The organism is Anaerotignum lactatifermentans DSM 14214 (assembly GCF_900142265.1).
In the GTDB taxonomy this organism is placed as follows: domain Bacteria; phylum Bacillota; class Clostridia; order Lachnospirales; family Anaerotignaceae; genus Anaerotignum; species Anaerotignum lactatifermentans.
In genome coordinates this window covers 1-26850 of record NZ_FRAH01000014.1, presented here as the reverse complement: position 1 = coordinate 26850, position 26850 = coordinate 1, and the positions used below count along the sequence as shown (strand labels likewise).

Below are 26850 nucleotides of genomic sequence, written 5' to 3'. Positions count from 1 at the left end.
GGGAAAACATCAAAGTTCAAAGGCGGTGTTTCAAAGAAAGAAAAAAAGGGGAAATTCTGAAAAAAATGGGACAGAGGACAAAGAAAAACAGAACAGACAAGAGAAGAAAAAGCCGCTCTTGTCTGTTCTGCTGTCAGTACATAAAATTGTTATCTTTTTTGCAATGTTAATTTTCTGCTGTTGTTTCTTCCGGATTGGGTTGTGCTTCCGGCAGTGATGCCCGAGCAAAACGTATCTGCGCTTTGAACAGATCGCCGTCAATGGAAAGGAAGAACTTGCCTTTTTGCAGTTCCACCAGAGAACGGGCAATGTTCAGCCCCAGACCGCTGCCTTCTGTGGAACGGGAGCTGTCCCCACGGACAAAACGTTCCATCAGTTCGTCAGGGTCGATGTTCAGCTGATCCCGGGAGATGTTCTTCACTGTGATAAATACCAGATCCGCATTTTGTTTTATCTGTATATAAACGCGGGTATTGGGCTGGGAATATTTGCAGGCGTTACTCAGCAGATTGCTCAGCACACGCCACATGAGGTTGCCGTCCACCAGACCGTAAACGATTTCGTTTTCCGGTGCGTTGATAACAGCTTCCAGCTGGGATGCCGCCAGTTTTTCTTCATATTCCCCCACAGCCTGCTGTACCAGTTCCACAATGTCTGTGCATGCCAGAGAACAATGGATGTTGCCAGTGGATGCTTTGGAGGCTTCCACCAGGTCTTCCGTCAGTTTTTTCAGACGGCGGGACTGGCGGTCCAGCACTTCGATATAAACGGAAGCCTGTCCGGTCAGTTCTTCTTTTTTCAGCAAATCCACATAGTTGATGATGGATGTCAGTGGTGTTTTGATATCGTGGGATACGTTGGTGATGAGCTCTGTCCGCAGACGTTCACTCTTCATTTTCTGATTCAGGGCAATGGCAATGCCTTCGGAAATATTGTTCAAATCTTCCCCGTGCTGGCGGAAGGAACGGAACATACGCTTAGTATCTACCTTATATTCCAGATTGCCGGCGGAAAGCTGTTTGCTGGCCCGGCTCAGTTTCTGCCACTGTGCTGCAATGGAACAGAATACAATGAGCAGGACAAAATTCAGTATCATCACAACGCCTGCCGCATAGGTGCTGGTAAGATAGATGGAGGATACCACCAGCCAGCCGACTGCAACCTTCCATGTGCTGGGCAAAGCGTGAATGGCATCACCGATGGTGCTGAGAATGGCTTTGCATACCTGCCAGAGGAATTTCACTACATAATATGAAAGGGCATTTCGCCACCAGCCGCCTTTTTTCAGACGGGTGGACATGGTCATAATCAAAGCCAGCAACAAGGCTTCCAGTATGAAAAATCCGAAAAAGACAGCCATCATACGGGAAACATCTAAATCGCCGTAATAAGCGCCGCCGGAAAGGATGCCCATGGTCAGGGACATGATGCCAAACCACAGCAGCAGGTAAATATCCAGCGGGATGCGATCCTGTACGTTTAGGATGATTTCTTCGCTTTCCCCTCGATGACCTGCGGCACAAAGCAGATAAATGAAGGATGCCGCCAGTATAAACAGACTCACGAGGGCAATGAGGAACAGCCAGTAACCCAATGACATGGTCAGATTATAGAGCCGATAGCTGAGCCAGTAGTTATCCGGTGCGGAAAGAGGGTCTGCTACATAGCCAACAACGGTATAAGCAACGGCATTATCAAAATAAGTATATTCGCCGCTGATATCCCGCGCATCATTGTAATAGAAAGAATAAGATGTGGTCAGACCGATTTTTTCCGGTAATTCGCTCTTTATAACCAGATTGCCATTGTAGTCATACAGCTCAAAGGCAAAGTTGGTTTTGCCGTTGGAAAAGATGCTGGCAATTTCTTCTGGTTCCGCGCCATCTATATACCAGCGCACCACGTTATCGGAATAACTGTAGGTGGTGTTTTCGCACCAAGGTGTGTCGTAATAGGATTTTTTCTGGTCGCTGAAAATGCCGCTTTCTCCGGCGAACAATATCCCGACAATGCTGAAAAAGGCGGTTATGCCTGTGATCATCACCAGAAAGATGCATGTCACTTTGATTCCCAGATTGTGGGTCACTTTTGTCATTCCTTCGCCTCCTTCTCCATTTTATAGCCCAAGCCCCAAACCACTTTCAGGTAACGGGGTTCGGAGGGATTGATTTCGATTTTCTCGCGAAGGTGACGGATATGCACGGCTACTACACTGCCGGAGCCATAAGCGTCCTCGTTCCAGATCTGTTCATAAATCTGATTGGAGGAAAATACCCGTCCGGGGTTTTCCATGAGCAGTTTCAGGATGTTGTATTCACTGGGTGTCAGGGAAACAGGTTCTCCGTCCACGGTAACGGTCTTGGAATCATCATCCAAGTCGATGCCGCCGATGACCAGATGGGAAGCTTTTTTTGCCATGCCGCCCAAAGAAGTGTAGCGGCGCAGATGGGATTTGACCCTTGCCAAAACCTCAATGGGATTGAAGGGCTTTGTGATGTAGTCGTCAGCGCCGATGTTCAGTCCCAGGATTTTGTCGCTGTCCTCACTTTTCGCTGTCAGCAGAATGATGGGGATGTTGTACTGTTCCCGCAGTTTTGCTGTGGCGGAAATGCCGTCCATCTGGGGCATCATCACGTCCATGAGCACCAGATGGATGTCGTTATGGGCAACCACGTCCAATGCTTCTTTTCCTGTAAAAGCTGTGAAGATTTTATAATTTTCCGTAGAAAGGTAAATGGACAAAGCAGATACAATGTCCTTTTCGTCGTCACAAATCAAGATATTATACATGGTTCATACACCTCCAAATTTCTGCTTTTATTGTAGCAAGATTCCCTTTAAGAAAACAGGGAAAAAATCTTTAAGATTGCTTTAAGATTAGAGGAGTTCCTCTTTGTATGCCTATTCTACCACATGACAAAGTGAAAAGGTAGGATTTTGCACCGGGATTTTTTACAAAAAAATGGAACAATCCTGGAATGGAGTAAAATCCTGATAAAATAAAAAAGCTGGAATCCTTTTTCAGGATTCCAGCAAAATTTCTTTTTTAAACATAACGATTATTCGTAGTCTTTCGGGTTCTGGTAAATGCCGTTGAGCTGAATTTCGTAGTGGCAGTGAACACCAGTGGACATGCCGGTGGAACCAGTCATAGCGATGACATCGCCTTTTTTCACAGTGTCGCCAACTTCTACCAGATTTTCGGAGTTATGGGCATACAGTGTGGTGAAACCGTTGCCGTGGTCGATCTTTACATAATAACCGTAGTCATCATGGTAAGTAGCTTCTACAACAGTACCTGCTGCTGTTGCGCTGATGGGTACAATCTGGCTTCTGGTGGAAAGGTCAACGCCTTTGTGAACACGACCGTCGCTGATAGCAGCATTGCCGTCTGGATTAAATTCTGTGGAAATCACATATTCTTCCAGTGGATAGCCCATGGGTACGTTGCTGTACTGTGCCAGTGTTTCTGTTACGTTTGTTGCCACATCCACAAAGGAAGCCCCTGTCAGATCCAGCATCACATTCATTTTATCCAGCTGGGCGGAAAGGGATGTTGCTTTGTTGTAAGAAGTGGTGACGATGGTGGTGAATGTTTTTTCACCAGACTGAGATGTACTGCCGTTTTCCAGAATGGAAAGGCATGCAGTGGAAAGGTCTGCTTCTGCGGAAGCAGTGTCGTTGCTTGCGGCGGAAGCGTCTTCTGTGCTTTCGGTAGTTGTAGTGGAAGTGGTGCTGCCGCTCATGTTATTGATTTCTTCTGCAAGGCTCTGTTTTGTATTTTCCAGTTCCGTCATCTTGTTTTCCAGCTCTTCTGTTTTCATCTGGATTTCGTTGATGTGCTGGGTGTATTCTTCGTTTTCGTTTTCCAGTATTTCTGTGCGCTGGGTCAGTTTACGGTTTTCCTTTTCCATTTCTGCCAGCTGCTGCTGAGAGTTTGTCAGACGGTTCTGGGTCTGCAAATAGGAAACACCCGCATAAGCGCCGCCGCCCAATACCAGCAATGCTGCTACAGATGCGGCAATGAGATGACCTTTTTTCAGGTGCAGGGTTTTGGAACCGTTTTTGTGGGACAGATGCAGCGTAATCAGATGCTTGTCCGCCTTTGCTTCTGCCTGTGTATTTTCTGTCTGAATTGTTTCTGTATTGTTATCTTTGGAGAAGTTTTCGTTTTCTGCCATGAGATCACCTTTCTGTCTTTTTTATCCTGAATTAGTATACTAAATAATCCAAAATTTGTAAACTAAAAGTTACGTATTTTTTACGATTGTTAATAAATTTTTAATAATTTACTGTTTTTTCCATAGAAGATGAGAATTTCCTTTGAAAAATCCCCTTTTCTTGTAACGTTGGAATAACTGTGGTATAATAAAGTACCGGTTTCGGGAAGGGGAATCATGATGAATCTGAATTTCAAAATGATAGAAAAATATGGCAAAGACGGTCTTTTTTTCTGGAAAATGCTGCGCAGAGGATTTTCTGTTGGAAAAAGACTGTTTTTTGGCAGAAAACGGAAACAGAAACGGCAGGGAAAACAACGGCAGAAAAAGCGGCTGGTTGCGGACGTGCCTGTTTTTTTGTGTCGGTCTGTCAATAGTCCGGCAATGCGAAGAACGAAACGGCTGGGGCGGACAGTGTTGGCTGTCAAAAACAGATATTTTTAATTGAAGGAGGTTCCTGAAATATGGACGAAGAAAAGAAGGATCTTTCCCTGACGGAGGATCAGGCACAGCAGATGCCCGCGGAAACAAAGGCAGCGGAAGAAGTGCAGAGCGCAGAAGAAGTGACACAGACAACAGAAGATGTAAAGGAAGAAACAGCGACAGAAGAAACGATAACAGAAGAAACAACAGAACCAGCAGAAGAACCGGCTGCGGAACCTGCGGCAGAGGAAGCACCTGTGCAGACAGCGGCTCCTGCAAAATCCGGCACCAACATCGTTGGCATCGTTGTCGGACTGCTGGTGTTCATCGGCGTTCTGGCATTGTGCTGGAAAATGGTGGGTCCTGTTGGTGAAGTCCACGCAGACAAAGGCATTGCCTATGCAAAGGACAACAACCTGTATATTTATGACTTGGAAAACGACGCTTATGTGGCAGCAGAAGGCATTTCTGCCGGCGGTCAGTACAACCAGTACTATTCCGCATGGGGTACCACATTCAATGAAGACGGCAGCGGTCTGTATTACAGCACCAATGTACGGGAAGACGGCACATTTGACCTGTATTACAAAGGCGTTGGCGCAGACAGCGAGGGTACTCTGGTGAGCGAAGCCGTAGCGGACTATATGCCCACAAAAGACGGCGCAGCTGCTATTTTTGTAAAAACAACAGCAGACGGCGCAGCTGATCTGTATCAGTTCGTAAATGGCACATCCACACTGGTGGAATCCAATATTCTGGCAGAAAGCGGCTCTTATGCCATCAGCAATGACGGCAGCTTTGTGATGTACCGTAAGAGCGGTGACAACGGCACAGCCCTTTACGCAAAAGGTACAGCCGAAGGGGAAGAAGCTGTATGCCTCCATGAAAACGCAGCAACAGCCATGATGACCAGCGATACAGATGAAATCTATTTCGCAGGGGCAGAAGGCGAAGGCTATGCCGCATTCGTGTATGCTTACGGCACAGAACCTGTGAAAATCATGGATGAAGTGACTTATCTGGAAGTAATGCCCAACGGCAAAGATGTACTGCTCATGGGTCCCAGCGAAGGTCTGGTAACATATGAATCTATCATTGAAGACGATCTGGAAGAAAGTGACGCGCTGCTGACAGAAGCAGACGGCGACGCTTATCAGGAAAAACTCCAGCGTGATGCCATCCGTACAGCGATGGAAGGCGGCGAAGGCATTGAACCTGTACTCCAGAAAGTATATATCTACAGCAACGGCAAACTGACAGAAGTGGCTTCTGATACCATCTCTGCCGTATCTTTGGAAAATGACAGACCTTATGCTGTATGCTACGCAGCAGGCGATATGGAAAAAATGCCTATTTCCCAGCTGGGAAGTCTGGAAGACGCAGAACAGGGCTATTATATGAGCCTGATGTATACAGAACCGAAGATTCTGGTAGTGAATGCTACCGGCGGCAGCTGGCAGCTGGAAGGTAAAAACATTTCTCCTGCCAATGTGTTCCTTTCTGACGACGGCACCATGGTAGGCTATTATGAAACAGATACTATGACAGGTGCAACAACACTGAATGTTGGCAAACTGGGCGCAGAACCTTCTTTCACCATGGAAAATGTGGAAGTGGCAGACTTCCTTGGCACCACTCATGATGTGGGTTACTTCAAGGATTATGAAAACGGTCTGGGTACCATGGGTATCTGGAACGGCGGCGACCCTACAGAAGTGGAAAGCGTTGGCGGCGTACACTTTGCTGCGGATGGCGATGCGGTATACTATATCAACAACATCGACCAGGAAAATGGCAATGGCGACCTGCATGTAATGGCAAATGGCGAAGATACACTCATCGACACTGGCGTTTACAGCATGCAGTACAAATACAACGGTAAGCTGGCTTATCTGAAAAACTACGACTATACAGCCAATAGAGGCGATCTGTACTACTACGATGGCAATGAATCCAAAGAAATCGACACAGGCATTACAGCCATCTTCATGTACTAAAGAGAAACTGGGGGGCTATTATGGAAAAAATCTGGGAAACCCACAGCCCGGCGGAAACGGCGGCTCTGGGAAAAGAAATGGGTAAAAACGCCCAAAGGGGACAGATCTTTTGCCTGACAGGGGATCTGGGCACCGGAAAAACCGTGTTTACTAAAGGCTTTGCGGCAGGGCTTGGAGTGACAGATCATGTCACCAGCCCTACCTTTACCATTGTCAATGAATACCATGACGGACGCCTGCCTTTTTACCATTTTGATGTGTACCGTCTTTCCTGTGAGGAGGAAATGGACGACATTGGCTACGAAGAATACTTTTTCGGCGACGGTGTCTGCCTGGTGGAATGGGCAGAGCTGTTCCCCGACCTGATCCCAAAGGAAGCCATCTGGCTGACAGTGGAAAAGGATTTTGCAAAAGGCGAGGACTATCGCAGAATCACTCTGCGGCAGGAGGTGGAACCATGAAAATACTGGCAATCGATACATCAGGACAGACTGCAAGTGCTGCCCTTATTGAAGATGAAAAACTCATTGGGGAATTTACCCAGAATGATAAACTGACACATAGCCAGACCATTCTGCCTATGGTGGCAGAAATCTGCGAAAAAACAAATACAGACCCGAAAGATGTGGATTATATTGCCTGCGCTGTGGGCCCCGGCTCTTTCACAGGGCTGCGCATCGGCGCTGCAACGGCAAAAGGTCTTTGTCTGGGACTGAATAAGCCCCTTCTGGCCGTTCCCACTTTGGATGCTCTGGCATATCATATGTTTATGACAGGTGCCATCGTCTGCCCCATTATGGACGCCAGACGGCAGCAGGTGTATGCCTGCTTCTATGAATGGGAAGGGGAAAAACTGGTGCCTCTGACAGAATATATGGCAGAAAGCATTGATATCATCATCGACATTGCCGAAACCTTTGAACGGGATGTGATTTTCTTAGGGGACGGCGTTCCCGTGCATAGAGAAAAACTGGCGAAAAATCCGGACTTCCACTTTGCTCCTGCTCACTGTGCTTTGCAGCGTGCGGCAGCAGTGGCATCTTACGGCAAAGTCATGGCAGAAGAAGGCAAAGCCATTTCCGGCAACGAACTGGAACTGATTTATCTGCGGAAGTCCCAGGCAGAAAGGGAAAGGGAAGAACGTCTGGAAAAGGAGGCAGCGGAACATGTTTGAAATTATCCCCATGACAGTGGAGCATATTGACGGCGTATTGGCTGTGGAAGAAGCGACCTTCTCTATCCCTTGGACACGGAAAGACTTTGAACGGGAAATGACAGAAAACAACCTTGCCATTTATTATGTGGCAGTGGCAGACGGGAAAATCGTGGGCTACGCAGGTATGTGGCATGTCATCACCGAGGGTCATATCACCAATGTGGCAGTACTGGAGGATTACCGCAAACAGGGCATTGGTGACGCCCTTATGGCACAGCTGGAACAGGTTGCCATGGAAAAAGAAATGATTGGCATTACCTTGGAGGTGCGTATCAGCAACGCCCCTGCCCAGCATCTGTACCATAAGCATGGTTACCGTGCCGAAGGTCTGCGGAAAAATTATTACCCCGATACCCACGAGGACGCAGTCATTATGTGGAAATATACGCCTTTTTATGAAGGGCAGGAAGATTGATTTTTGAGATGCCGAAGAACCCTTTTCTTCGGCATTTTTTGCAAGGAGGCGAAAGGATATGCAACGCGAACTTTCTTATACAGAGCTAAAAAACGGCTGCTCTGCCGATGATTTCTCTTTCCGTTCCACTGCGGAACTGGAACCACTGGAAGGTATCATTGGACAGGACAGAGCTGTCAAAGCCTTTGATTTTGGGCTGCATGTGAAAATCAAAGGCTATAACATCTATATGTCAGGACCCTCCGGCACAGGGAAAACCACCTATGCCAAAGCCAGCACAGAACGTTTGGCGGCAACGGAGGAAGTGCCTCTGGACTGGTGCTATGTTTATAACTTCCAGAACCCCAGAAGCCCTCTGGCGCTGTCTTTTCCCGCAGGGGAAGGCAGAAAGTTCCGGGATGATATGAATGAACTGGTGCAGCTGTTCCAGACAGAGCTTCAGAAAGTATTCCGCACAGAGGACTACGAAAAGCAGAAAACAGAATTGCTTCGTGGTTTTGACGAAAAACGGGATGCCCTCATGGATCAGATGAGCAAAGAAGCGGCGGAAAATGATTTTCAGGTAAAGACTACCAATTCCGGCATTTACTTTATGCCTGTGGTGGATGGGAAACCTGTGGGTGAGGAAGAATATGACGACCTTGCGGAAGACGTGAAGGATGTCATTGAGAAAAATTCCCAGATTGTACAGGAAAAAGCTTCTGCCATTATGCGGGACATTCGGGAATTGGATAAGGAATCCAAACGGTGTGTAGACCAGCTGGATTATAAAGTTGGCATGTTTGCCATTGGTCATCATGTGAGCGCTGTTCAGGAAAAATATGAACAGAACGAAAAAGCAGTGGCGTATATCAACGCTGTGAAAGAAGATGTATTGGAAAATATCAGCCAGTTCTTTGAGGATGAGGACGACGGGGAAGAAGGTCTGGCATCCCTTCTGCCTATGCTTTCCAAAAAACAGCCGGAAGATGTGACACTGAAATATAAAGTAAATCTTATCGTAGATAACAGCGAAACAAAAGGCGCGCCTGTGGTGACCACATTCAATCCCACTTACTATAATCTGGTGGGGGAAGTGGAATACGACAGCGAATTTGGGAACCTGACCACAGACTTTATGAAAATCAAAAGCGGTTTGTTCCATAAGGCAAATGGCGGTTATCTCATTGTGCAGGCACAGGATATCCTCTCCGCTCCGCAGGCGTGGGAAGCTTTGCGCCGTGTGATCAAGACAAAGGAAATCAATATGGATGCCATTCGGGAACAGCTGGGCACAGTGGTTGCGCCGACACTGAAACCGGAACCCATCCCTGCCAATATCAAAATCATCATGATCGGCAGCAGTTATTATTACGAACTGCTGAGCACTTATGATGAGGAGTTCGACAAGTTCTTTAAAATCAGAGCGGATTTCGACTATGAAATGCCTCGTTCTCAGGAAAATATGCTGAAGATTGCCCAGTTCATCAAGGGCTTTACCATGCGGGAAAAAACCATGGACTTTGATGTGAGTGCTGTCTGCGCTGTGGTGGAATATTCCTCCCGTTCTGCGGAACGGCAGAACAAGCTGTCCACCCGTTTCAACCATCTGGCGGAAATTCTGGGGGAAGCGGCAGTATGGGCAAAGCTGGACGGTGCGGAAATGGTGACGGCAAAGCATGTGCAGAAAACCATTGTGGAAAAAGAAGACCGCCTGCGGCTCTACGAAGAAAAACTGGATGAAATGCTGGAAGAAAACGTCATCATGATTGACGTGGACGGCGCAGAAGTGGGGCAGATCAACGGTCTGGCAGTGCTGGATATGGGCTCTTATGCTTTCGGCAATCCCAGCCGCATCACAGCCACCACTTATGTGGGCAAATCTGGTATTGTCAACATCGAAAAAGAGGCCCGCATGAGTGGTCAGACCCATGACAAAGGGGTACAGATCATCACCGGCTATCTGGGACAGACTTATGCCCAGAAATTCCCCCTTTCTCTGTCCTGCCGTGTCTGCTTCGAGCAGAATTATAACGGCATCGACGGGGACAGCGCTTCCAGTACAGAGCTGTACTGTATCCTGTCTTCTCTGGCAGAACTGCCCATCCGTCAGGACTTGGCGGTGACAGGTTCCGTCAACCAGAAAGGGGAAATCCAGGCCATCGGCGGTGTCACATACAAAATCGAAGGGTTCTTTGACCTGTGCAAAAAGCGTGGTCTGACGGGCAAACAGGGGGTTATCATTCCTGTTTCCAATATCCGGGATTTGGTGCTGAAGGATGAAGTGGTGGAAGCCGTGAAAGAAGGGGTATTCCATATTTATCCCATCTCCACCATTGACGAAGGCATTGCCCTCCTCATGAGCACACCTGCCGGAGAAAAAGACGAAAATGGGGAATATCCTCCCGACAGTGTCCATGGAAAAGTCATGAACAAACTAAAAGCCTTCTGGAAATACGCCGAAGGGGAATAAGAAATTTCAAAAGAAGCTGGAAAGTTCGGGCAGCCGGATTTTCCGCTTCTTTTTTTCATGGGCAAAAATGACAAAAAATGAGGTTTTCATGGCAGTTTCATGGGAATTTATTAAAATTCCATTGCAAATGGAACTTTTTCCTTTTCATTCCGACAAAATTTGATATACTGTTTTGTGTGATAAAAAGAAGGAAGAACAAAGGAGCGGAAAATATGTGGTACAAAGGAAAACGTCTGCTGCTGACCACATTGGCAGCAGGACTGTTATACACGACGACGGCATTTGCCGCCAATGTCCAGATGGACTTGTTTTATAATGGCGCACATCATGCGTATAACGCCAAAGAGATTGCCATCGTCATTGATGGAGAAAGCTATACAGACCCCAATATGCCGGCGGTAAGCATTGACGGCAGAACCATGTTGCCTATGCGCGGCATCTGTGAGGAGCTTGGTTGTACCGTCACATGGAACGAAGCGGCAAGACAGGTTTACGCTGTCAGCGACACCCATACAGTAGTGTTCCAGATTGACAGCAAAACAGGCTATAAAAACGGGGAAGCCTTTACCATGGATGTGGCACCCATGATTATCAACGACAGAACCATGCTGCCTGTTCGTGCATTGGCAACAGCACTGGATATTGATGTCACATGGGATGACCCCAACAGAACTGTATACATTGGCGAAGCGCCCAGCACCGGCGGAAGTACCGACGGCAGCACAGGCTCTAATACCGGAACCAACACCGGCGGCAGCACAGGAAGCAATACTGGCGGCAGCACCGGTACCAATACAGGAACCAGCACAGCTACCACAGGGAAAGTATCCAGTGTGACTGTGCCCACATCCAAAACAGCAACACAGAATTTTGTCATTACAACCACTGGCACATTCAACAGATGTGAAGAAGTTTATGTCAGCGACAATAAAGTGGTACTGGATTTCTACGGCGCAACAAATGGGCTTTCTGCCAATATCACTGCCACCAACAGTCCTTTTGTCACTGCCATCCGTACGGCACAGCATACGGCGGACAACGGAGAAACCTATACCCGTGTGGTATTTGACCTGACAGGCAAAATGGAATACAAAGTAACGCCAAACGCGGCGAAAAATCAGGTGACACTGGCATTTGAACAGGTAGAAATCAAGAGCATCACCAGCAGCCACAGCGGCAGCACAGAAACCGTCACCATCAACGCCAGCGGCGCAACAGGTGCAACGGTGACCACCATGCAGGACCCTTACCGTACGGTCATTGATATGCCCGGCGTAAAGGCGGATGATATTGATGAAATCATCAATACAGACGGTTTGGAATATGTCAGCGAAGTCAGAACAGGCTGGATGAATGGCACCACATTCCGCGTAGTGGTGGAAGCAAACGACCTGACACAGATGACATGGAAAGAAGAAAATGGAAAACTGGCTGTCACCATCCAGAAATCCACATTGGAAAACCTTTCTTATGATGACAGCACCGATACACTGACACTGAAAAAAGTGGAAACTATCAATACCGGCAGCATCAAACATAACGATGCATATCTGGATGGATATTACGAGCTGACACTGCCCGGAGATTATTCTGACGTATATGGTTACGGTACTTTGAACGTGAATACAGACCAGATTAAGTCCTTTACCATCTCCACCACCGGCGGAAATACTGTGATTCGCTTCAATCAGAACATCATCAGCGCTTATACCATCAAGGATACCGGCAGCGCTTATGAAATCACAGCAAAGAACCCTCAGCAGGTATACGACAAAGTCCTTCTGCTGGATGCCGGTCACGGCGGCAATGACCCCGGTACCAGCGGCAATGGACTCACAGAAAAGACCATGAACCTGACCATGGTACTGAAAGTAAAATCTTATGTGGAAAGCAATTCCAACATCAAGGTATATCTCACCAGAGATGATGACAGCAGACCTGCCAATGCAGACCGTGCAAAAACAGCCAACCAGATTGCGGACCTGATGGTTTCCATCCATATGAACGCAGGCACAGCTTCTGCCAGCGGTACAGAAACACTGTACGCCGCTCACAGCAACGACGGCAACGGCACATTGACCAGTTTGCAGGCAGCACAGGCAGTACAGAGCAGACTGCCTTCCGCATTGAGCACAACAAACCGTGGCGTAAAATCCCGTCCCGACCTGTTGATTCTCAATTCCACAACAGTACCTGCTATCCTCATCGAAACATGCTTCCTGTCCAATCCCGGTGATGCCCTGAAAATTTCTCAGGCAACTTATCAGGAAGCGGCAGCAAAAGCCATTGGCGATGGTATCATTTATGCCATGAGCAATTACAAATTGAGATAATATTGGAAAACAGGAAGATGGAGCATCTTTCTGTTTTTTTCTGTGGGGCTGTTCAAAAAAGAAAAATCAGGCTATAATGAAAGCAAATTCCCCTTAAGAAAACCTTGATTTTCGCTTTCCTGATTTCTTAAGGGGAATTACGACGGCTGTCTTCAGAAGAAAACATATCAAATCCATTCTTCGTAAAAATAAGAAAGCTGAAATCCTCGAAAAGAATCTCAGCTTTCCTTGTTTTCTTATGAAGATGCCCCTAAACAGAGATTTTTTTGGAAAATAAAGGAGGAACTAACGTGAGCAGATATGACGGCAGAGAAAACAACCAACTGCGCCCCATCCGTATCACAAAGAATTTTACAAAGTATGCGGAAGGCTCTGTTTTGATAGAATTTGGCGATACAAAAGTCATTTGTAACGCAACGGTAGAAGAAAACGTACCCCCTTTCCTGCGGGAAAGCGGCAGCGGCTGGGTAACAGCAGAATATGCTATGCTGCCCCGTGCAACAGCCAGCCGGAACAAACGTGACATCAACAAACTGAAACTGAATCCCCGTGCAACAGAAATCCAGCGACTCATTGGTCGCGCGCTCCGTGCGGCAGTGGATTTGGAAGCGCTGGGCGAAAGAAGCATCACTGTAGACTGTGATGTCATTCAGGCAGACGGCGGCACTCGTACTGCTTCCATCACAGGCGGTTTTGTTGCCCTTGCTATGGCGTGTCAGAGATTGGTGGAAGAAGGCGTTCTGGAAAAAACACCTCTGCGCCACTATATTTCCGCCATCAGCGTAGGTATTGTAGACGGCGAACCTATGCTGGATTTGTGTTACGTGGAAGACTCTGCGGCAGAAGTGGATATGAATATCGTTGTGAACGACGCAGGCGGTTTTGTGGAATTGCAGGGCACAGGCGAGCATGGCACATTTTCTCAGGAACAGCTGCACCAGCTGCTGGCACTGGGTGAAAAAGGCAATCGCGAATTGCAGGCATTACAGAAAAAGGCGCTGGATGGTCTGGAACTGTAAAAAGGAGGAAAGAGATGGAAACCATTATTTTTGCAACAAAAAACAAGGGGAAAATTCGGGAAATCAACGAAATCCTTGCAGATATGAATGTAAACGTAGTGTCTATGGAAGAAGCTGGCATTACCATCGATGTGGTGGAAGACGGCAAAACTTTTGAAGAAAATTCCATGAAAAAGGCCGTACAGGTCATGGAAATCTCCGGCAAAATCACACTGGCAGACGATTCCGGTCTGGAAATCGACTATCTGGATAAAGCCCCCGGCATTTATTCCGCGCGTTTCCTGGGAGAAGATACCCCTTATCCTGAAAAATTCAAAGTCATTCTGGAAAAACTCAAAGACGTGGAAGAGAAAGACAGAACCGCCCGTTTTGTCAGCTGCATCGTTGCGGCTTTCCCTGACGGCAGACGTCTGGTAAGTCTGGACACCGTAGAAGGCATCATCGGCTGGGAACCCACCGGAGAAAACGGCTTCGGCTATGACCCTATTTTCTATGTGCCTGAACTGAAAAAATATATGGCAGAACTTTCTTCTGAGGAAAAGAACGCCATCAGCCACAGAGGCAAAGCCCTGCGGAAGATGAAAGAACTGCTGAAAAAGGAGCTGTAAACCATGAAGATACTGGTTTTCAGCGATACCCATAATTATCTGGACAATGCCAGAGAGGTGCTGCGGCGCATTGGCGGGCAGATGGATATGGTGCTGCATCTGGGGGACCACGATACAGACGCCATGGAGCTGAAAAAGGAATTTCCATCTCTCCCGTTCCATTATGTGCTGGGGAACAACGATTATTCCTGGGATACGCCCGATAAGAAGATGGTATTCGCAGGCGGAAAAAAATTGCTCCTTGTCCATGGGCATAAACAGCGGGTTTACTGGAATTATGACAGCATTTCTTACTGGGCAGAGGAACAAGGGGCAGATGTGGTGCTCTTTGGACATACCCATCGTCCTGTTTATGATGACAGAGGACGGGTGATGCTGTTCAATCCCGGCAGCATTTCCATGCCCCGCGGCGGCACGCCTCCCACATTTGGCATCCTCACCATTGAGGAAAACGGCAGAATGGAAGGCGCCATTATGGAATATCACAGAGATATGCCTTTTTGCAGATGTAAAGGATGATTTTTGCAGCCCCGAAGGATGGTTTCGGGGCTGTATTGTGTAAAAAACAGTTTTTTCCTGATTTTTCAGAAAAAAGCCTTGACGACGCTTATTTTTTATGGCATAATATCTCTTGCCGAATTACGAATGAATCAGTAGCTCAGCTGGATAGAGCAACGGCCTTCTAAGCCGTGGGTCGGGGGTTCGAATCCCTCCTGGTTCAGTATGCGGGTGTAGTTCAATGGTAGAATGTCAGCCTTCCAAGCTGAACACGTGAGTTCGATTCTCATCACCCGCTTCGGTATGAATCAGTAGCTCAGCTGGATAGAGCAACGGCCTTCTAAGCCGTGGGTCGGGGGTTCGAATCCCTCCTGGTTCACTGAAAAGAGCAAAAGCACTGCTTTTGCTCTTTTTTCGTTCTTGACAGACCCAAACAGAATCGGTACAATAATATCGTTATGCGGATATGGCGGAATTGGCAGACGCACTGGATTTAGGTTCCAGCGGGCAACCGTGCAGGTTCAAGTCCTGTTATCCGCACCAAACCAATATAATCCGAACTTGTTTCCGATAGGAGATGGGTTCGGATTATTTGTTTTCTTTGACCGTTACGAAACCGCCTATTTTCGCAACGGGGTGAAGCGCAAACCGACTTCCAAGCCAAGAGGGCCACGGAAAAAGAAGAAATCTATATAAACGCAAAAAAGCGGGGTGCCACCCTTTTCGGATGACACCCCGCTTTTGCTATGCCATTATTCTGTTTTTGCCTCTTGCTTCTCTATTTCTCTCTGCTTCTTCCATTCAGAAAACTCCCGCTGCCCTTCCTCGCTCTCATAGAAGGCCAGAATGTCCGGCAGGATGCAGCAGGCTATTGCTTCGATCTGGTGCTGGGGAATATCGGTGTTGTTGATCAGCTTTTTTCTTCTACCCAAATGTACCTCCGTTTTTCTCAAAGATGGTTTACAGATCGTGATCTTTGGGTCGCTGCTGGCGCTGCTGCTCTCTGAGTATCCGACGCACCTCAGGGGGAATACTGTCCACAAACCGCCGCAGCCGCTCGTTATCCTTTTTCAGTGTCAACACCTCCATCTGCTTCTGTATGCTCTTTTCGCTGTTGACCTTTTCCTTCAAGCCCTCGTTCTCCTGCGTCAGATAGTCGATGGTGGCTTGGTATTTCTTCATCTGTCCCAAATGCTTTTCCAGCCGGGAGAAATATGGCCCCACCATCTCCAAAATTTCGTCTCGTTTTTTCCCGGCGTTCAGCACCCCGATTTCCGACACCGCCTTTTCTATGGCCTGCTGTTGCCGGGTGAGGTCTACGGACTGCTTGAACAACCATGTGGGAATGTGCTTGCGCTTGGTGACAAGGGCGCTCTCGCCCCGCTTGAGGACGGGGAACACCTTTTTCATGTGGGCGTGAAACTCGTCCTGCCATTTTGAAAGCTGCGCCCGGTTGCCCAAAATCTCCTTTGCAGACAGCCGCCCGTCCTCTGTGATGGGGGTAAAGCACAGGTGAAGATGAGGTGTTTTTTCATCCATGTGTACCACAGCGGAAAAAATGTTCCCCCGGCCCACCTTCTTCTCCATAAAAGCTACCGCTTCGGTGAAGTAGGCTTGTACTTCTTTCTTGCTTCGGCCTGTGAAGAACTCCGGGCTGGCGGTAATCAGCGTGTCCACAAACATAGTGCTGTCCTTCCTGGTACGGCACCCCGCCGCCTTGATGCGAGTGTCAATTTCCTTTCGGTACTTCTGCGTAGGCTGAATAATGTGAAAATTGTCCTTGCTTTTACTGATGTCAATATCGGGATTGCTGGCGTACTTTTCCTTTGTACGCTCGTGGTGGGCTTCCAATGCCCCTGCCGGCCCCGCCTTGTGTTTGGCAAAGCGTAAAATTGCGTGCTGTGCTTTTTGTGCCATTGTACCTCCTTACCGCTTACGCTTGACCCAGACAATGTCATAGTCCAGCACATCCGCAAGCTCCACGGCTTCTTGGTATCGCAGGGAACCCCGACGCAATTTGCCGGATAGATTGGGAACGCTGCGGCTCCAATCGTAATCGTCGTACAGCCTATCCACTACCTCTGTCATGGTCATGCCAGAACGGACGATATAGGACTTGATTTCTTCTCGAATGCCCATTGTTCTCTCTCCTTTCTATGTCTGCCCCGTAAAGAGCAATATTCGGTTTCGCTGTTTTGTGTGGGATTTGCCGGAAATGAAAAAAAGCCCGCCAAACCATGAACTCCGTTCGCTTCACGGTGGCGCGCTCTCCAGAAAATAACCGACACAAAAACAGTCAATCGTTCATTGAACGGCGATCCTTCAAAAATTCGGGGGAATTTTCACCTCTTTTCATCCGGCTTGAGCGCAAAAAAGCCACGCACAACCTTCTGGTCTGCGTGGCTTTCATACGCTGCATCTGTACTTTTGAAGTTTCTTTTTTACCGCCTCCACTCGTTTGATAACTCCGCTGTGGTTTTTATACCCCAGCTTGTCCGCAATTTCCTCGTAAGTAAATCCATCCTGTCTCAGTTCAACAATCTGCCGATCTTTCAGGGGCAAGGTCTTTAAAAACCGTTCCACAAAGTCCTTAGCGATCACATATTCCTCTACATTTTGGCTTGGATCTGGAATATGGAAAATAGGACTGTCGTCATCACTGTTTTCCAGCATTCCTTCCAGTGAAACGGTCTGTACTTTCTTGGAGCGGGTGTGATACCACCTGCGGAGAAAGTCTTTGCGAGCGTTGGTATCCCATTTTTCAAAATCTTCATCGCAGGGTATTTCTCGCACGATGTCCAAAATTGGTTGCCACCCCTGCTCCGTAATCGCACGCTTCACCACATGGGCAAATAATTCTCTTACCTGATCGGCGTCTGGGAACGGAATTTGTGTTCCAGGCTTCATGCGAAATAAAAGCTGCAATCCCCAACCACATTCCTGATCTATTAAGCTGGCCCAAAGTGGTAGCGCATAGGAGAGCCGCCAAACTGGACAGTAGCCAGTGTAGTGTTCTTTCCACCCGCCAAAGCCAAAGTGCGGAAAGGCCAAAGCAGCTATGGCGTCCATGATGTCCTTCAAGAAAGCGTCGCTGTCGAGCAAGTCCATCATCGGTTCGGATGCCGCTATTTCAGAAAGACACCGTGGCAGTGCATTCAGCGTAGGATACCTGACGATCTGGTCTGCTGGGATAAGATAGACAAGAGGCAGATAGCGGATGTTGCTGTCAAAGGGAAAAGTTACTTGCATATGCGGATGTGGTTCGTCCATAGGGCTGACCTCCTTTTATGCTTTAAAATATGTTATCTATTATAATACGACATAAGTATATACTTTTTGTTCCTAAAATTCAAAAACATTTTTGGCGTATATACGGGCAGTTGCTTAAAAAGCTCTTGCCTAATTTCGCTTAAACGAATATACTAATAATGGTTTAATATTACCCCATGAGACAAACTTTGAGGTGTCACAAGTGAACGGATATATGACGGTACAGGAAGCCGCTGAAAAATGGGGCGTGACTCCCCGGCAAGTCCAAATTTTGTGCAAAGAAAACCGAATTGCCGGTGCGGCGCGTATGAGTCGGATTTGGATCATCCCAGAAAATGCAGAAAAGCCGACTAAAGATAGCAATACAAGAGCGAGGACAAAAGATGACAAACAATAATTTGACAATGATTGACTTATTTGCGGGTGCAGGTGGATTGTCTGAGGGACTTTCTGAGGCTGGATTTCACAGTCTATTCGCTTCAGAAATCATGCCTGTTTATGCTGCAACATATCAGAAAAACCACCCTTCCGCTAGGGTCTTAACAGCAGATATTCGTAGTATAGACGCAAATCAAATTCGAGAAGAACTTGGTATTGAGCGTGGAGAGTTAGATTTACTTGCTGGCGGTCCTCCGTGTCAGGGATTTTCAATCAATGCTCCAGTCAGAAGTGTACTTGACCAAAGAAATCATTTGTTCAAAGAATATTTGCGCTTTGTAGATGCTTTTGCTCCAAGGGCAATTTTGATTGAGAATGTTCCCGGACTTGTTTCTTTTGAACATGGTGCCACTCTGCACGCCATTCTCAATGCTTTGGCAGAACTGGGGTATGGCGCTGATGTGCGTATCCTTGGTGCTGCATATTATGGTGTCCCCCAAATGAGGTGGAGAACCATCATTCTTGGCTTGAGGGGGAAAAACCTTCCTTCTTTGGCATTCCCGGAGCCGCTCTACCATGCGCCAGTGAAGCCCAATTTTACCACTACATTTGACGGCCAGTTACTCGTAAAGCTCCCTTCGCCTGAAGCATCTGCTAAATTCACCACAGTGCAGGAAGCTATTGGCGATCTTCCGCCATTGAAGTGTGGGGAAAGAGGTGCTGAAGTAAAAGAATATATATGTGAGCCAATGTGTGATTATCAGAAACGAGCGCGTATCGGTAGTTGTGGAATATATAATCATGAAGCTCCCCGGCTTTCTAAAGAAAATCAAGAGAGATTGAAATACATTAAGCCTGGTGGGAATTGGACAGATATACCTGATGAGCTTTTGCCAAAAGGTATGAAAAGGGCCAGAAAATCTGATCACACCAAGCGATATGGCCGTGTTACTCCTGATGGTTTGGCTTCGACTATTTTAACTAAATGCGATCCTCATTGGGGCGCTTATTTCCATTACAATCAAGATCGCTCTTTTACTGTTAGAGAGGCCGCCCGCCTACAATCCTTTCCAGATCACTTTATCTTTACTGGCACGCAAGGACAGCAGTTCGCTCAGGTAGGAAACGCCGTACCTCCTTTGCTGGCAGAAGCTGTTGGTCTTGCACTCAAATCCATTTTAGAGGAGGGGTCTTAAAATGGCCGGATATATTTCAGAGTTTTTCGGTTATCGTGCAGAAGATAAATCCTCACAAGCTGCAACAGCAGCAGCTCGTCAGGTTTGTCCTTTTCTCGGAACTCAATGCACAAAAGTTTTGTCGCGGGATAGAATTATTTCTGGAGTCTGTGCAGTTCGACAGAAAACACCAGGGTCTCCGGATGTCATCTGTTGTCCAAATCGGATTTATGCCGAAGATTACAAGATGCTCCACTTAGTCGCGCAGCAGGCATTTGGCTGTGAGTTAGGGCTTTACTCTGGGAGAGCAGCAGTAGAAAAAGCCAAAGCGGAAAATGGAGCTATTGCTGTTTTTGGGCATGGATGGGGCGGAGAGTTACGACTGCCCCAAAGGGCCGGGACAGGCTCCTACTTTGTTGATTGGGTGTTGGCACGCTTGGATGGAGCCGGAGAGCTTGTTGAATTTACAGCTATCGAAGTCCAAACTATTGATACCACAGGAAACTACCGTGAAGCCCGCAATTCACTTATGGAAAACCGAGACATCGTTGCAGACACTGTCGGATTGAACTGGGAAAATGTTTCTAAGCGTATTATCCCACAATTGATTTATAAAGGGCAGGTTTTGCAGCGAGAGGATTTGTGTAGAACAGGCTTGTTCTTTGTGTGTCCCAAAGCTGTATACGATCGAGTTCTCAACCGACTGGGAGGAAAAGAACGCATTCCACGCTTTCCAACACAACCAGCTTCTATCCATTTTCTTGCCTATGACTATCTGGAAACAACTGGTGAAGGAACGATTACTCCTCTTGGTATCTTGGAGGAACACTGCACAACGGTTTACAAAGTCCAAGAAGCCTTTTCTTCCATGAATCTACCAGAAGGCAATGTTTACCGGGATGCTATTCGCAGGTCTCTATATGGGATGGAATAAGTGGGTTTTCTACATTTTCATCCCTTTTAGGAGAAGCTTATGAAAGAATGGAAGAATGTTAAGCTTACATCTAAAGGCCAAGAGTATGTTGAGCCGTGTGAGTTAAAAACTGGTTTGCGCAGTTCGTCAAGAGCAGTTTTCTTTAGAAACACCCATCAAACGACTGGCGAAAAAATAGTCTCATTGAAAATTGCTCGATATAGGAAAGTCAATGGAACATTTTATGAAAAGCAAGACAAATCAATTACGCTTTCCTGTGGAGAGATAGATAAACTAATTGAGTATATTCAAGAGTATTATGCGCCCTTAAACACGGGAATGTCCGAGTTTATTTCGGTAGACAAGGATGCTGCCGAGTTGTTTGCTAAAGTTCGTGACTTGGGAATTCCCGATGCAGAAGTTGTGAAAAAGCTTCATGAATCTGGGATACTTACCGAGAACCTGAGCGTTGCTATTACGGCAGCAGAAAGAAATCGTGCAGTCAGTGAATTTGAGCAAGCTATCAGTAGCGGCTATCCTGAATCATATTGGCAAGATTGGTTCAGCCGAAATAAATGGGTGCTTGGGTCCGAATATCTGAATATATTGCCAGAACGAGATATTGATGTCACAGATATTGCAGATTATTTAATGAGAGCTATCGATGGTTTTCTTGATGTTGTAGAAATAAAGCGTCCTGATCTACCATTTTGGACAAGGCCAGATTCACATGGAAATTTATGCCCTTCTTCCCAGCTTACTGCTGCGATAACCCAATGCTTGAACTATTTATATAAAATAGAGCTTCAGTCTAATTCCGTGGAGTTCATGGAACGGGTAGAGGATACAAAAACCGTCAAACCTCAATGTATGTTGGTGTACGGTCGATCAGTTGACTGGGATGATAATGAATTAAAGGCCTTGCGAATCTTAAATGCCGCATATCATCAATTGCATATCATAACTTATGACCAACTATTAATGCGAGCAAAACTCCTACTTGGAATTGAGAATGAAACTGCTGACGAGGAAGAAGATTTTTCCGAATGGCCGTTTTAAAGAGGTTTGTCACTCTCTTGCAAGTAGCAACCCCATCTAGGGGCATCAACGGTCAAGATGAACGGTGCATTTCATGCGGCGCCGTTGACAGCACTGCCCGGTCTTGCTTTATGGGTAATCAAGGAGGGCAAGCTCCAAGTGTGCTTGCCCTCCCTTTTAAATCTAGGGATAACGGTAATCGCATCTTTGGGACATTTTGTCCCATCAGTAGGGGACGGAGGACGAGGGACGGAGGTTTGTATACCTGCTGGTGCTCTCTGAAAACGAACGGGATTTTTGTTCCCGTCCGCTCACAAAAATCCTGCCCGTTTTCCTGCCAGTGTAAGCGGGGCGCAAACCGCATCGCACCCCGTTTACCCTGTCAGCCGCGCCAGCAGGTATAACACACTACACCTTGCAAGCAAGGTCGTGTGCCAAAGGGGGCATAAGCCCCCTTTGGAAACCCCCGGTTTTGTCAGTGCGTGGCCACAGATTGCATTTCTTCATCTATGTCCTCACCCCATCCAAAACCTAAAGAAACGGCGCAGATCAGCCTATGAATGGTGGGCTGGTCTGCGTCATTTCTTTATTCGGCCTGTGGGCCGGAACGAGACAAGGTGCATATGGAGAATTGTATTTCCGGGTTGAAAATTTGTGCAATTCGGGTTATAATAAAATTAACCCGAATAGGAGGTTGGAAGATGAAAGAAGTGGGTAAGCGTTTGAAGGCCCTGCGGGAGAGTATCGGCCTTTCACAGGTAAAAATGGCTGAGGCCATCGGCTCCACACAGTCCAGTATCAACCGCTATGAGAATGGGCAGTCCACCCCATCTGTGGAACTATTCCGCCGCTATGCAGATTACTTTGATGTATCCTTAGATTATATCTTTGCCCGGACGGACAAGCCCCAGGGAGTAATATACGAGTTTAAGCCTAAAGCCGCTCCAGAGCGCGAGGAAATGCGGCGCTTTATTGAGATGTGTTTTGACCCACAATCTCCTATGAACGAAAAGCTAAAGGAAACACTGTTCCGTATGATGGAGGATGGAGAATGAAGGTTATATATGAAAAAGAAATTTCTGCAATAAAAGACTGGCTACAGCGTACCAACGCCCAACTTTCAACAGGAGCCTTACCAGCGTTTCTCCAAACCGATTGTTGGAAAATACAAAATGAGTTGCAGACGATTTCGACAAATATTCAGTACGAATACCCATTTTATGGCCATGAATTATTAGAGATAAAGAACATACTTTTTTCTGCTCCCCAGCCTCCTTATGGCATGATGCTGTTGAATTCAGCCGCGTTTGGAGAGCTTTTCATAATTATCAAACACATTTCTTCGGAACCGATAGATACTCGGGTTTGGCAGGACATTCACCCTCGAATCATTGCTGTTTCAAAAGGGCTGTTTTGTGATGGTCATTTTGCCGCCGCCGGTGAAGCCGCCATTAAAGAAGTTGAAACTCGAATGCGAGAATTGTTTAAGGAAGGAAAACCGAACTCTCCCATTCCTAAAGATGCAGCGGGTTTAATTGGCGCATTACTTTCAGACAATGGCTTCTATCAGTTTTGCGATACATCAGAAATAAGCGGAGCCAATTTTCGTAAAGGTGTTAAGTCTATCTTTGAGGGTGCTTTTATGGCTTACCGGAACCCCTCTATGCACGCAAATCTAACTTGCTCACAAAGAGAAGCTTTTGAACGGATCGTGCAGGCAAGTCAAATGATGGGTATTTTAACAAGCGGCGAGGTGAGAATATGAAAGCCGTTATCTATGCCCGCTATTCCTCCGACAACCAGCGGGAGGAAAGCATTGAGGGCCAGATTAGAGAGTGTACCGCCTTTGCCGAGAAGAACGGTATCACCATCCTGCGCCACTACATTGACCGGGCCTTTTCCGCCAAGACCGACAACCGCCCGGAATTTCAGAACATGATCAAGGACAGCGGCAAGCACTTATTCGATATGATTATCGTCTGGAAGCTGGACAGGTTTGCCCGCAACCGCTACGACAGCGCCCGCTACAAGGCCGCTCTGAAAAAGAACGGGGTCAAGGTGGTGTCCGCCACCGAGGTCATTTCCGACGGGGCCGAGGGCATCATTCTGGAAAGCGTGCTGGAGGGTTATGCCGAATACTACTCCGCTGACCTGTCCGAAAAGGTAGTTCGGGGCATGACGGAAAATGCCTTGAAATCCAAGTATAACGGCGGCACCCGTCCTATCGGCTATCTGATTGACAGCGACCAGTGTTTCCAGCTTGACCCGCTCACCGCCCCTTTTGTCCGTGAGGCGTTCCAGCGGTATGACGAGGGGGCCACTATGACCCAGATCCGGGACTGGCTCAACGAACAGGGTGTGAAGAATACACGGGGCCAGAAGATGACCTACAACAGCGTGCAGCACCTTTTGAGCAACCGCCGCTATATCGGAGAATACACCTACCGGGACATTGTGGTGCCGGATGGCATTCCCGCTATTGTCCCCCAAGACCTCTTTGACCGGGTGCAGCAGAAACTGGCAAAGAACAAAAAGGCTCCGGCCCGCCACAAGGCTGAGGACGATTATCTGCTGACGACCAAGCTGTTCTGCGGCTATTGCGGGGCCTATCTTTGCGGGGAGAGCGGCACCAGCCACACGGGGAATGTCCACCACTACTACAAGTGCGTGTCCGTGAAAAAGAAGCGCACCGAGTGCCATAAAAAATCTGTCCGTAAAGAGTGGATCGAGGATTTGGTGGTCAGTGAAACCATGAGAATGGTGATGGACGATAAGGCGATTGAGGCCATCGTGTCCATGCTGATGGACTTGCAGGACAGAGAGAATGTCAATCTGCCGCTCTATGAACAGCAATTGCGGGAAACGGACACGGCCATTCAAAACCTCTTGAACGCCATCCAACAGGGGATTTTAACCAAGTCCACGAAAGGCCGTCTGGAAGAACTGGAAGCCACGAAAGAGGAACTGGAAACCAAGATAGCCTGCGAGAAACTGGCGAAGCCCAAGGTGAGCGCCGAGTTTATGACCTTCTGGCTCCACCGCTTCCGCAAGCTAGATGTACGGCAAAAGTCCCACCGCAAGATGCTGATTGACACTTTTATCAACGCCATTTTCCTGTACGATGACAAAATGGTGATAACCTTCAACTACAAGGAAGGGACAACGACCATCACTTTTGATGACCTCAAAACCGCATTGGCCGATCAGAAAACAGGTTCGGATTTGGATTGCTCAACTGCAGAGAAAAGACGGCATGAAAGCATGTCGTCTTTTTTTGTTGTTGTATTACAACTGCCGTGAATTTTCACAATGTTATGCAGTGCAGTAAAAAAAGTCTTTGTAGAACCCAAAGAAAGTATGATACAGTTGAAAAAAGGAATCCGTTTCCAGGGGAATTTTGACAGGGGCGTTTTTTGATTGGAAAAGTCTATGGTCTTTGTTTTGTATGGGAATGGATTCGGCATTTGTCGGTCAGAGCATGGCTGTCAGATGCTTCACTATCATATCTGTGACGAGCAGAAGGAGGGGTTTTTATGAAAATGCTGCAAAAAGCTGTTTCTGTCATCACTGCCGGGGCAATGGTTTTGACCATGTCCGTTTCCGCTCTGGCGGCAGAGTATATCCAGCTGTCTCAGGAACCATTGGATTTTGTGCATATTACAGGTGAGATGCCGGAAATGCCCGGCAATCCCGCAGTTCCCATTGATGAAACGGCGTATCTCATGGCTGATGATGCCACATTGTCCATCTCTTTGCCGGAAGGTGGCACGTATTCCGTAGGCATGGCGATGCTGGACTTCCCTGCTGGCTCCGGTGACCCGGGTTATGACCAGCCTTTGCTCAATGAGCCTTTGCGGGCAGACGGCAAATATACCTATACGGTTTATGACAGTCAGGGAAATACCGTAGATGAATTTGTTTTCATCACACAAAATTACGCAGATAAACTCACTGGCATGGGTTATTCCGTCGTTTCTGTGGAAAGCGGCGAAACCACAGAACCTACTGTGGTGCCTGAACCGGCGCCAGCATTCACTGACGTTCCTGCTGATGCTTACTATGCGGACGCAGTTGCATGGGCAGTGGAAAACGGTATCACCAGTGGCACCAGTGCTACCACATTTTCTCCCAATGACACTTGTACCAGAGCCCAGATCATTTCTTTTATGTGGCGTGCGGCAGGCTCTTGGGAACCGGTGGACAGCACATTGACTTTTTCCGATGTAGACCCCAATGCTTACTATGCGAAAGCAACCGTATGGGCGAAGGAAAGTTTGACTGCGACAGGGGATACGTTCTCTCCCAATGACCCCTGCACAAGATTGATGGCAGTGGAATTTATGTGGAATCACGTGGGACAGCCCGATGCGCCTGATGCAGGATTTACGGATGTTTCCTCCAGTGCTGTGGACTGGGCAGTGGAACAGGGGGTTACCAGCGGCACCAGTGCCACCACATTTTCTCCTGACGATACCTGCACCCGTGGGCAGATCGTTACATTCCTGTATCGTGCCTTTGGCTGATGGCAGGAAATAAAATCATTTGAGGAATGTAAGCAGGCAGACATGAAAATGTCTGTCTGCTTTTTCTTGGGTGCTTTAGCTTAACAAAACCCCTAGTTCTACTAGGGGTAAATAAAATACTTTAGTATATAAAACCTCCTGATTATAATTTTAGAATGAAGGTTTGGCGACCGCATTACTAAAACAAATCAGGAGGTTTTTGACATGAAAAATGAAATAAAAAATACAGCACATTCTAAATACAGATGCCAATATCATATCGTATTTGCACCGAAATATAGAAGAAAAGTGATATACAAAGAATTAAGAGCAGATATAGGACAAATAATTAGAAAATTGTGCGAAGAAAAGAAAGTTGAGATTCTTGAAGCA

At 47.3% G+C, this 26850-nt stretch carries 26 protein-coding genes and 4 tRNA genes; 23 read left to right on the top strand and 7 right to left on the bottom strand.

The features are described 5' to 3' along the window. Positions 1 to 166 precede the first annotated feature (166 nt). The 3 genes from BUB35_RS05495 to BUB35_RS05485 form a co-directional block, all read right to left on the bottom strand. The gene (locus BUB35_RS05495; protein WP_072849895.1) at positions 167 to 2095 is read right to left on the bottom strand and encodes a sensor histidine kinase; all 1929 of its coding nucleotides are present in this window, start codon (positions 2093 to 2095) and stop codon (positions 167 to 169) included. Beyond that, positions 2092 to 2790: a response regulator transcription factor gene (locus BUB35_RS05490; protein WP_022254870.1), complete on the bottom strand. Its 699-nt coding sequence runs from the start codon at positions 2788 to 2790 to the stop codon at positions 2092 to 2094. Before BUB35_RS05490 ends, BUB35_RS05495 begins: the two co-directional genes overlap by 4 nt. A 269-nt stretch (positions 2791 to 3059) precedes the next feature. Beyond that, on the bottom strand, positions 3060 to 4181 hold the full coding sequence (locus BUB35_RS05485; RefSeq protein ID WP_072849893.1) for a M23 family metallopeptidase: 1122 nt from the start codon (positions 4179 to 4181) through the stop codon (positions 3060 to 3062). A 216-nt stretch (positions 4182 to 4397) separates the two neighbouring features. On the opposite strand from BUB35_RS05485, the gene BUB35_RS05480 reads away from it, so the two are divergent. The 14 genes from BUB35_RS05480 (at position 4398) to BUB35_RS05415 (ending at position 15724) form a co-directional block, all read left to right on the top strand. Then, positions 4398 to 4664 carry a hypothetical protein gene (locus BUB35_RS05480; protein ID WP_072849891.1) on the top strand — a complete coding sequence of 89 codons (267 nt, stop codon included), beginning with the start codon at positions 4398 to 4400 and terminating at the stop codon, positions 4662 to 4664. A 20-nt stretch (positions 4665 to 4684) separates the two neighbouring features. Further along, positions 4685 to 6640: a TolB-like translocation protein gene (locus BUB35_RS05475; RefSeq protein WP_072849889.1), complete on the top strand. Its 1956-nt coding sequence runs from the start codon at positions 4685 to 4687 to the stop codon at positions 6638 to 6640. Positions 6641 to 6660: 20 nt separating this feature from the next. Next, positions 6661 to 7101 carry a tRNA (adenosine(37)-N6)-threonylcarbamoyltransferase complex ATPase subunit type 1 TsaE gene (tsaE, locus tag BUB35_RS05470; protein ID WP_072849887.1) on the top strand — a complete coding sequence of 147 codons (441 nt, stop codon included), beginning with the start codon at positions 6661 to 6663 and terminating at the stop codon, positions 7099 to 7101. Then, the gene (gene tsaB / locus BUB35_RS05465; RefSeq protein WP_072849885.1) at positions 7098 to 7814 is read left to right on the top strand and encodes a tRNA (adenosine(37)-N6)-threonylcarbamoyltransferase complex dimerization subunit type 1 TsaB; all 717 of its coding nucleotides are present in this window, start codon (positions 7098 to 7100) and stop codon (positions 7812 to 7814) included. Before tsaE ends, tsaB begins: the two co-directional genes overlap by 4 nt. Further along, complete coding sequence (gene rimI, locus BUB35_RS05460) at positions 7807 to 8271, top strand: ribosomal protein S18-alanine N-acetyltransferase (protein ID WP_072849883.1); 465 nt, start codon at positions 7807 to 7809, stop codon at positions 8269 to 8271. Before tsaB ends, rimI begins: the two co-directional genes overlap by 8 nt. 58 nt (positions 8272 to 8329) lie before the next feature. Beyond that, positions 8330 to 10723, top strand: a complete 2394-nt coding sequence (locus BUB35_RS05455) for a Lon protease family protein (RefSeq protein ID WP_072849881.1) — start codon at positions 8330 to 8332, stop codon at positions 10721 to 10723. A gap of 212 nt (positions 10724 to 10935) precedes the next feature. Next, complete coding sequence (locus BUB35_RS05450; RefSeq protein WP_072849879.1) at positions 10936 to 13056, top strand: N-acetylmuramoyl-L-alanine amidase; 2121 nt, start codon at positions 10936 to 10938, stop codon at positions 13054 to 13056. 290 nt (positions 13057 to 13346) lie between these two features. Continuing rightward, positions 13347 to 14075 (top strand): ribonuclease PH, encoded by a 729-nt coding sequence (gene rph, locus BUB35_RS05445; RefSeq protein WP_072849877.1) that lies wholly within the window; start codon positions 13347 to 13349, stop codon positions 14073 to 14075. 14 nt (positions 14076 to 14089) lie between these two features. Next, complete coding sequence (locus BUB35_RS05440; protein ID WP_022365428.1) at positions 14090 to 14683, top strand: XTP/dITP diphosphatase; 594 nt, start codon at positions 14090 to 14092, stop codon at positions 14681 to 14683. A gap of 3 nt (positions 14684 to 14686) precedes the next feature. Then, positions 14687 to 15202, top strand: coding sequence for a metallophosphoesterase family protein (locus BUB35_RS05435; protein WP_072849876.1), 516 nt, complete (start codon positions 14687 to 14689; stop codon positions 15200 to 15202). Between the two features lie 128 nt (positions 15203 to 15330). Continuing rightward, positions 15331 to 15404 (top strand) — tRNA-Arg (locus BUB35_RS05430). A 4-nt stretch (positions 15405 to 15408) separates the two neighbouring features. Then, positions 15409 to 15479: transfer RNA gene (locus tag BUB35_RS05425), tRNA-Gly, on the top strand. Positions 15480 to 15486: 7 nt separating this feature from the next. Beyond that, positions 15487 to 15560, top strand: a tRNA-Arg gene (locus tag BUB35_RS05420). Positions 15561 to 15641: 81 nt separating this feature from the next. Next, positions 15642 to 15724 (top strand) — tRNA-Leu (locus BUB35_RS05415). A gap of 209 nt (positions 15725 to 15933) precedes the next feature. Here BUB35_RS05415 and BUB35_RS05410 read toward each other — a convergent pair. From BUB35_RS05410 to BUB35_RS05395, 4 genes are all read right to left on the bottom strand, one after another. Then, positions 15934 to 16113 carry a hypothetical protein gene (locus tag BUB35_RS05410; RefSeq protein ID WP_072849874.1) on the bottom strand — a complete coding sequence of 60 codons (180 nt, stop codon included), beginning with the start codon at positions 16111 to 16113 and terminating at the stop codon, positions 15934 to 15936. A gap of 28 nt (positions 16114 to 16141) precedes the next feature. Next, positions 16142 to 17098, bottom strand: a complete 957-nt coding sequence (gene mobV, locus BUB35_RS05405; RefSeq protein WP_072849872.1) for a MobV family relaxase — start codon at positions 17096 to 17098, stop codon at positions 16142 to 16144. Positions 17099 to 17107: 9 nt separating this feature from the next. Next, positions 17108 to 17320, bottom strand: coding sequence for a phosphoribosylglycinamide formyltransferase (locus BUB35_RS05400; RefSeq protein WP_072849870.1), 213 nt, complete (start codon positions 17318 to 17320; stop codon positions 17108 to 17110). Between the two features lie 267 nt (positions 17321 to 17587). After that, positions 17588 to 18451 (bottom strand): RNA polymerase sigma factor, encoded by an 864-nt coding sequence (locus BUB35_RS05395; RefSeq protein WP_242949210.1) that lies wholly within the window; start codon positions 18449 to 18451, stop codon positions 17588 to 17590. A gap of 214 nt (positions 18452 to 18665) precedes the next feature. On the opposite strand from BUB35_RS05395, the gene BUB35_RS05390 reads away from it, so the two are divergent. The 9 genes from BUB35_RS05390 to tnpA form a co-directional block, all read left to right on the top strand. Then, the gene (locus tag BUB35_RS05390; protein WP_072849942.1) at positions 18666 to 18848 is read left to right on the top strand and encodes a MerR family transcriptional regulator; all 183 of its coding nucleotides are present in this window, start codon (positions 18666 to 18668) and stop codon (positions 18846 to 18848) included. Then, the gene (locus BUB35_RS05385; RefSeq protein ID WP_022345027.1) at positions 18835 to 20025 is read left to right on the top strand and encodes a DNA cytosine methyltransferase; all 1191 of its coding nucleotides are present in this window, start codon (positions 18835 to 18837) and stop codon (positions 20023 to 20025) included. Before BUB35_RS05390 ends, BUB35_RS05385 begins: the two co-directional genes overlap by 14 nt. Position 20026: 1 nt before the next feature. Continuing rightward, the gene (locus BUB35_RS05380) at positions 20027 to 20938 is read left to right on the top strand and encodes a NotI family restriction endonuclease (protein WP_072849867.1); all 912 of its coding nucleotides are present in this window, start codon (positions 20027 to 20029) and stop codon (positions 20936 to 20938) included. A 39-nt stretch (positions 20939 to 20977) separates the two neighbouring features. Then, positions 20978 to 21976, top strand: coding sequence for a Shedu immune nuclease family protein (locus tag BUB35_RS05375; RefSeq protein WP_084730580.1), 999 nt, complete (start codon positions 20978 to 20980; stop codon positions 21974 to 21976). Positions 21977 to 22656: 680 nt separating this feature from the next. Continuing rightward, complete coding sequence (locus BUB35_RS05370) at positions 22657 to 23010, top strand: helix-turn-helix domain-containing protein (RefSeq protein WP_072849865.1); 354 nt, start codon at positions 22657 to 22659, stop codon at positions 23008 to 23010. Then, a complete protein-coding gene (locus BUB35_RS05365; protein WP_072849863.1) occupies positions 23007 to 23720 on the top strand; it encodes a TIGR02391 family protein in 714 nt (237 codons plus the stop codon). The genes BUB35_RS05370 and BUB35_RS05365 overlap by 4 nt, the downstream gene beginning before the upstream one ends. Continuing rightward, positions 23717 to 25255, top strand: coding sequence for a recombinase family protein (locus tag BUB35_RS05360; protein WP_072849861.1), 1539 nt, complete (start codon positions 23717 to 23719; stop codon positions 25253 to 25255). Before BUB35_RS05365 ends, BUB35_RS05360 begins: the two co-directional genes overlap by 4 nt. Before the next feature lie 233 nt (positions 25256 to 25488). Further along, entirely contained in the window at positions 25489 to 26478 is a 990-nt protein-coding gene (locus tag BUB35_RS05355; RefSeq protein WP_072849859.1) for an S-layer homology domain-containing protein, read from the top strand. Positions 26479 to 26682: 204 nt separating this feature from the next. Beyond that, positions 26683 to 26850 (top strand): IS200/IS605 family transposase (gene tnpA, locus BUB35_RS05350; RefSeq protein ID WP_143158944.1); only part of this gene is annotated, 168 nt, incomplete at its 3' end.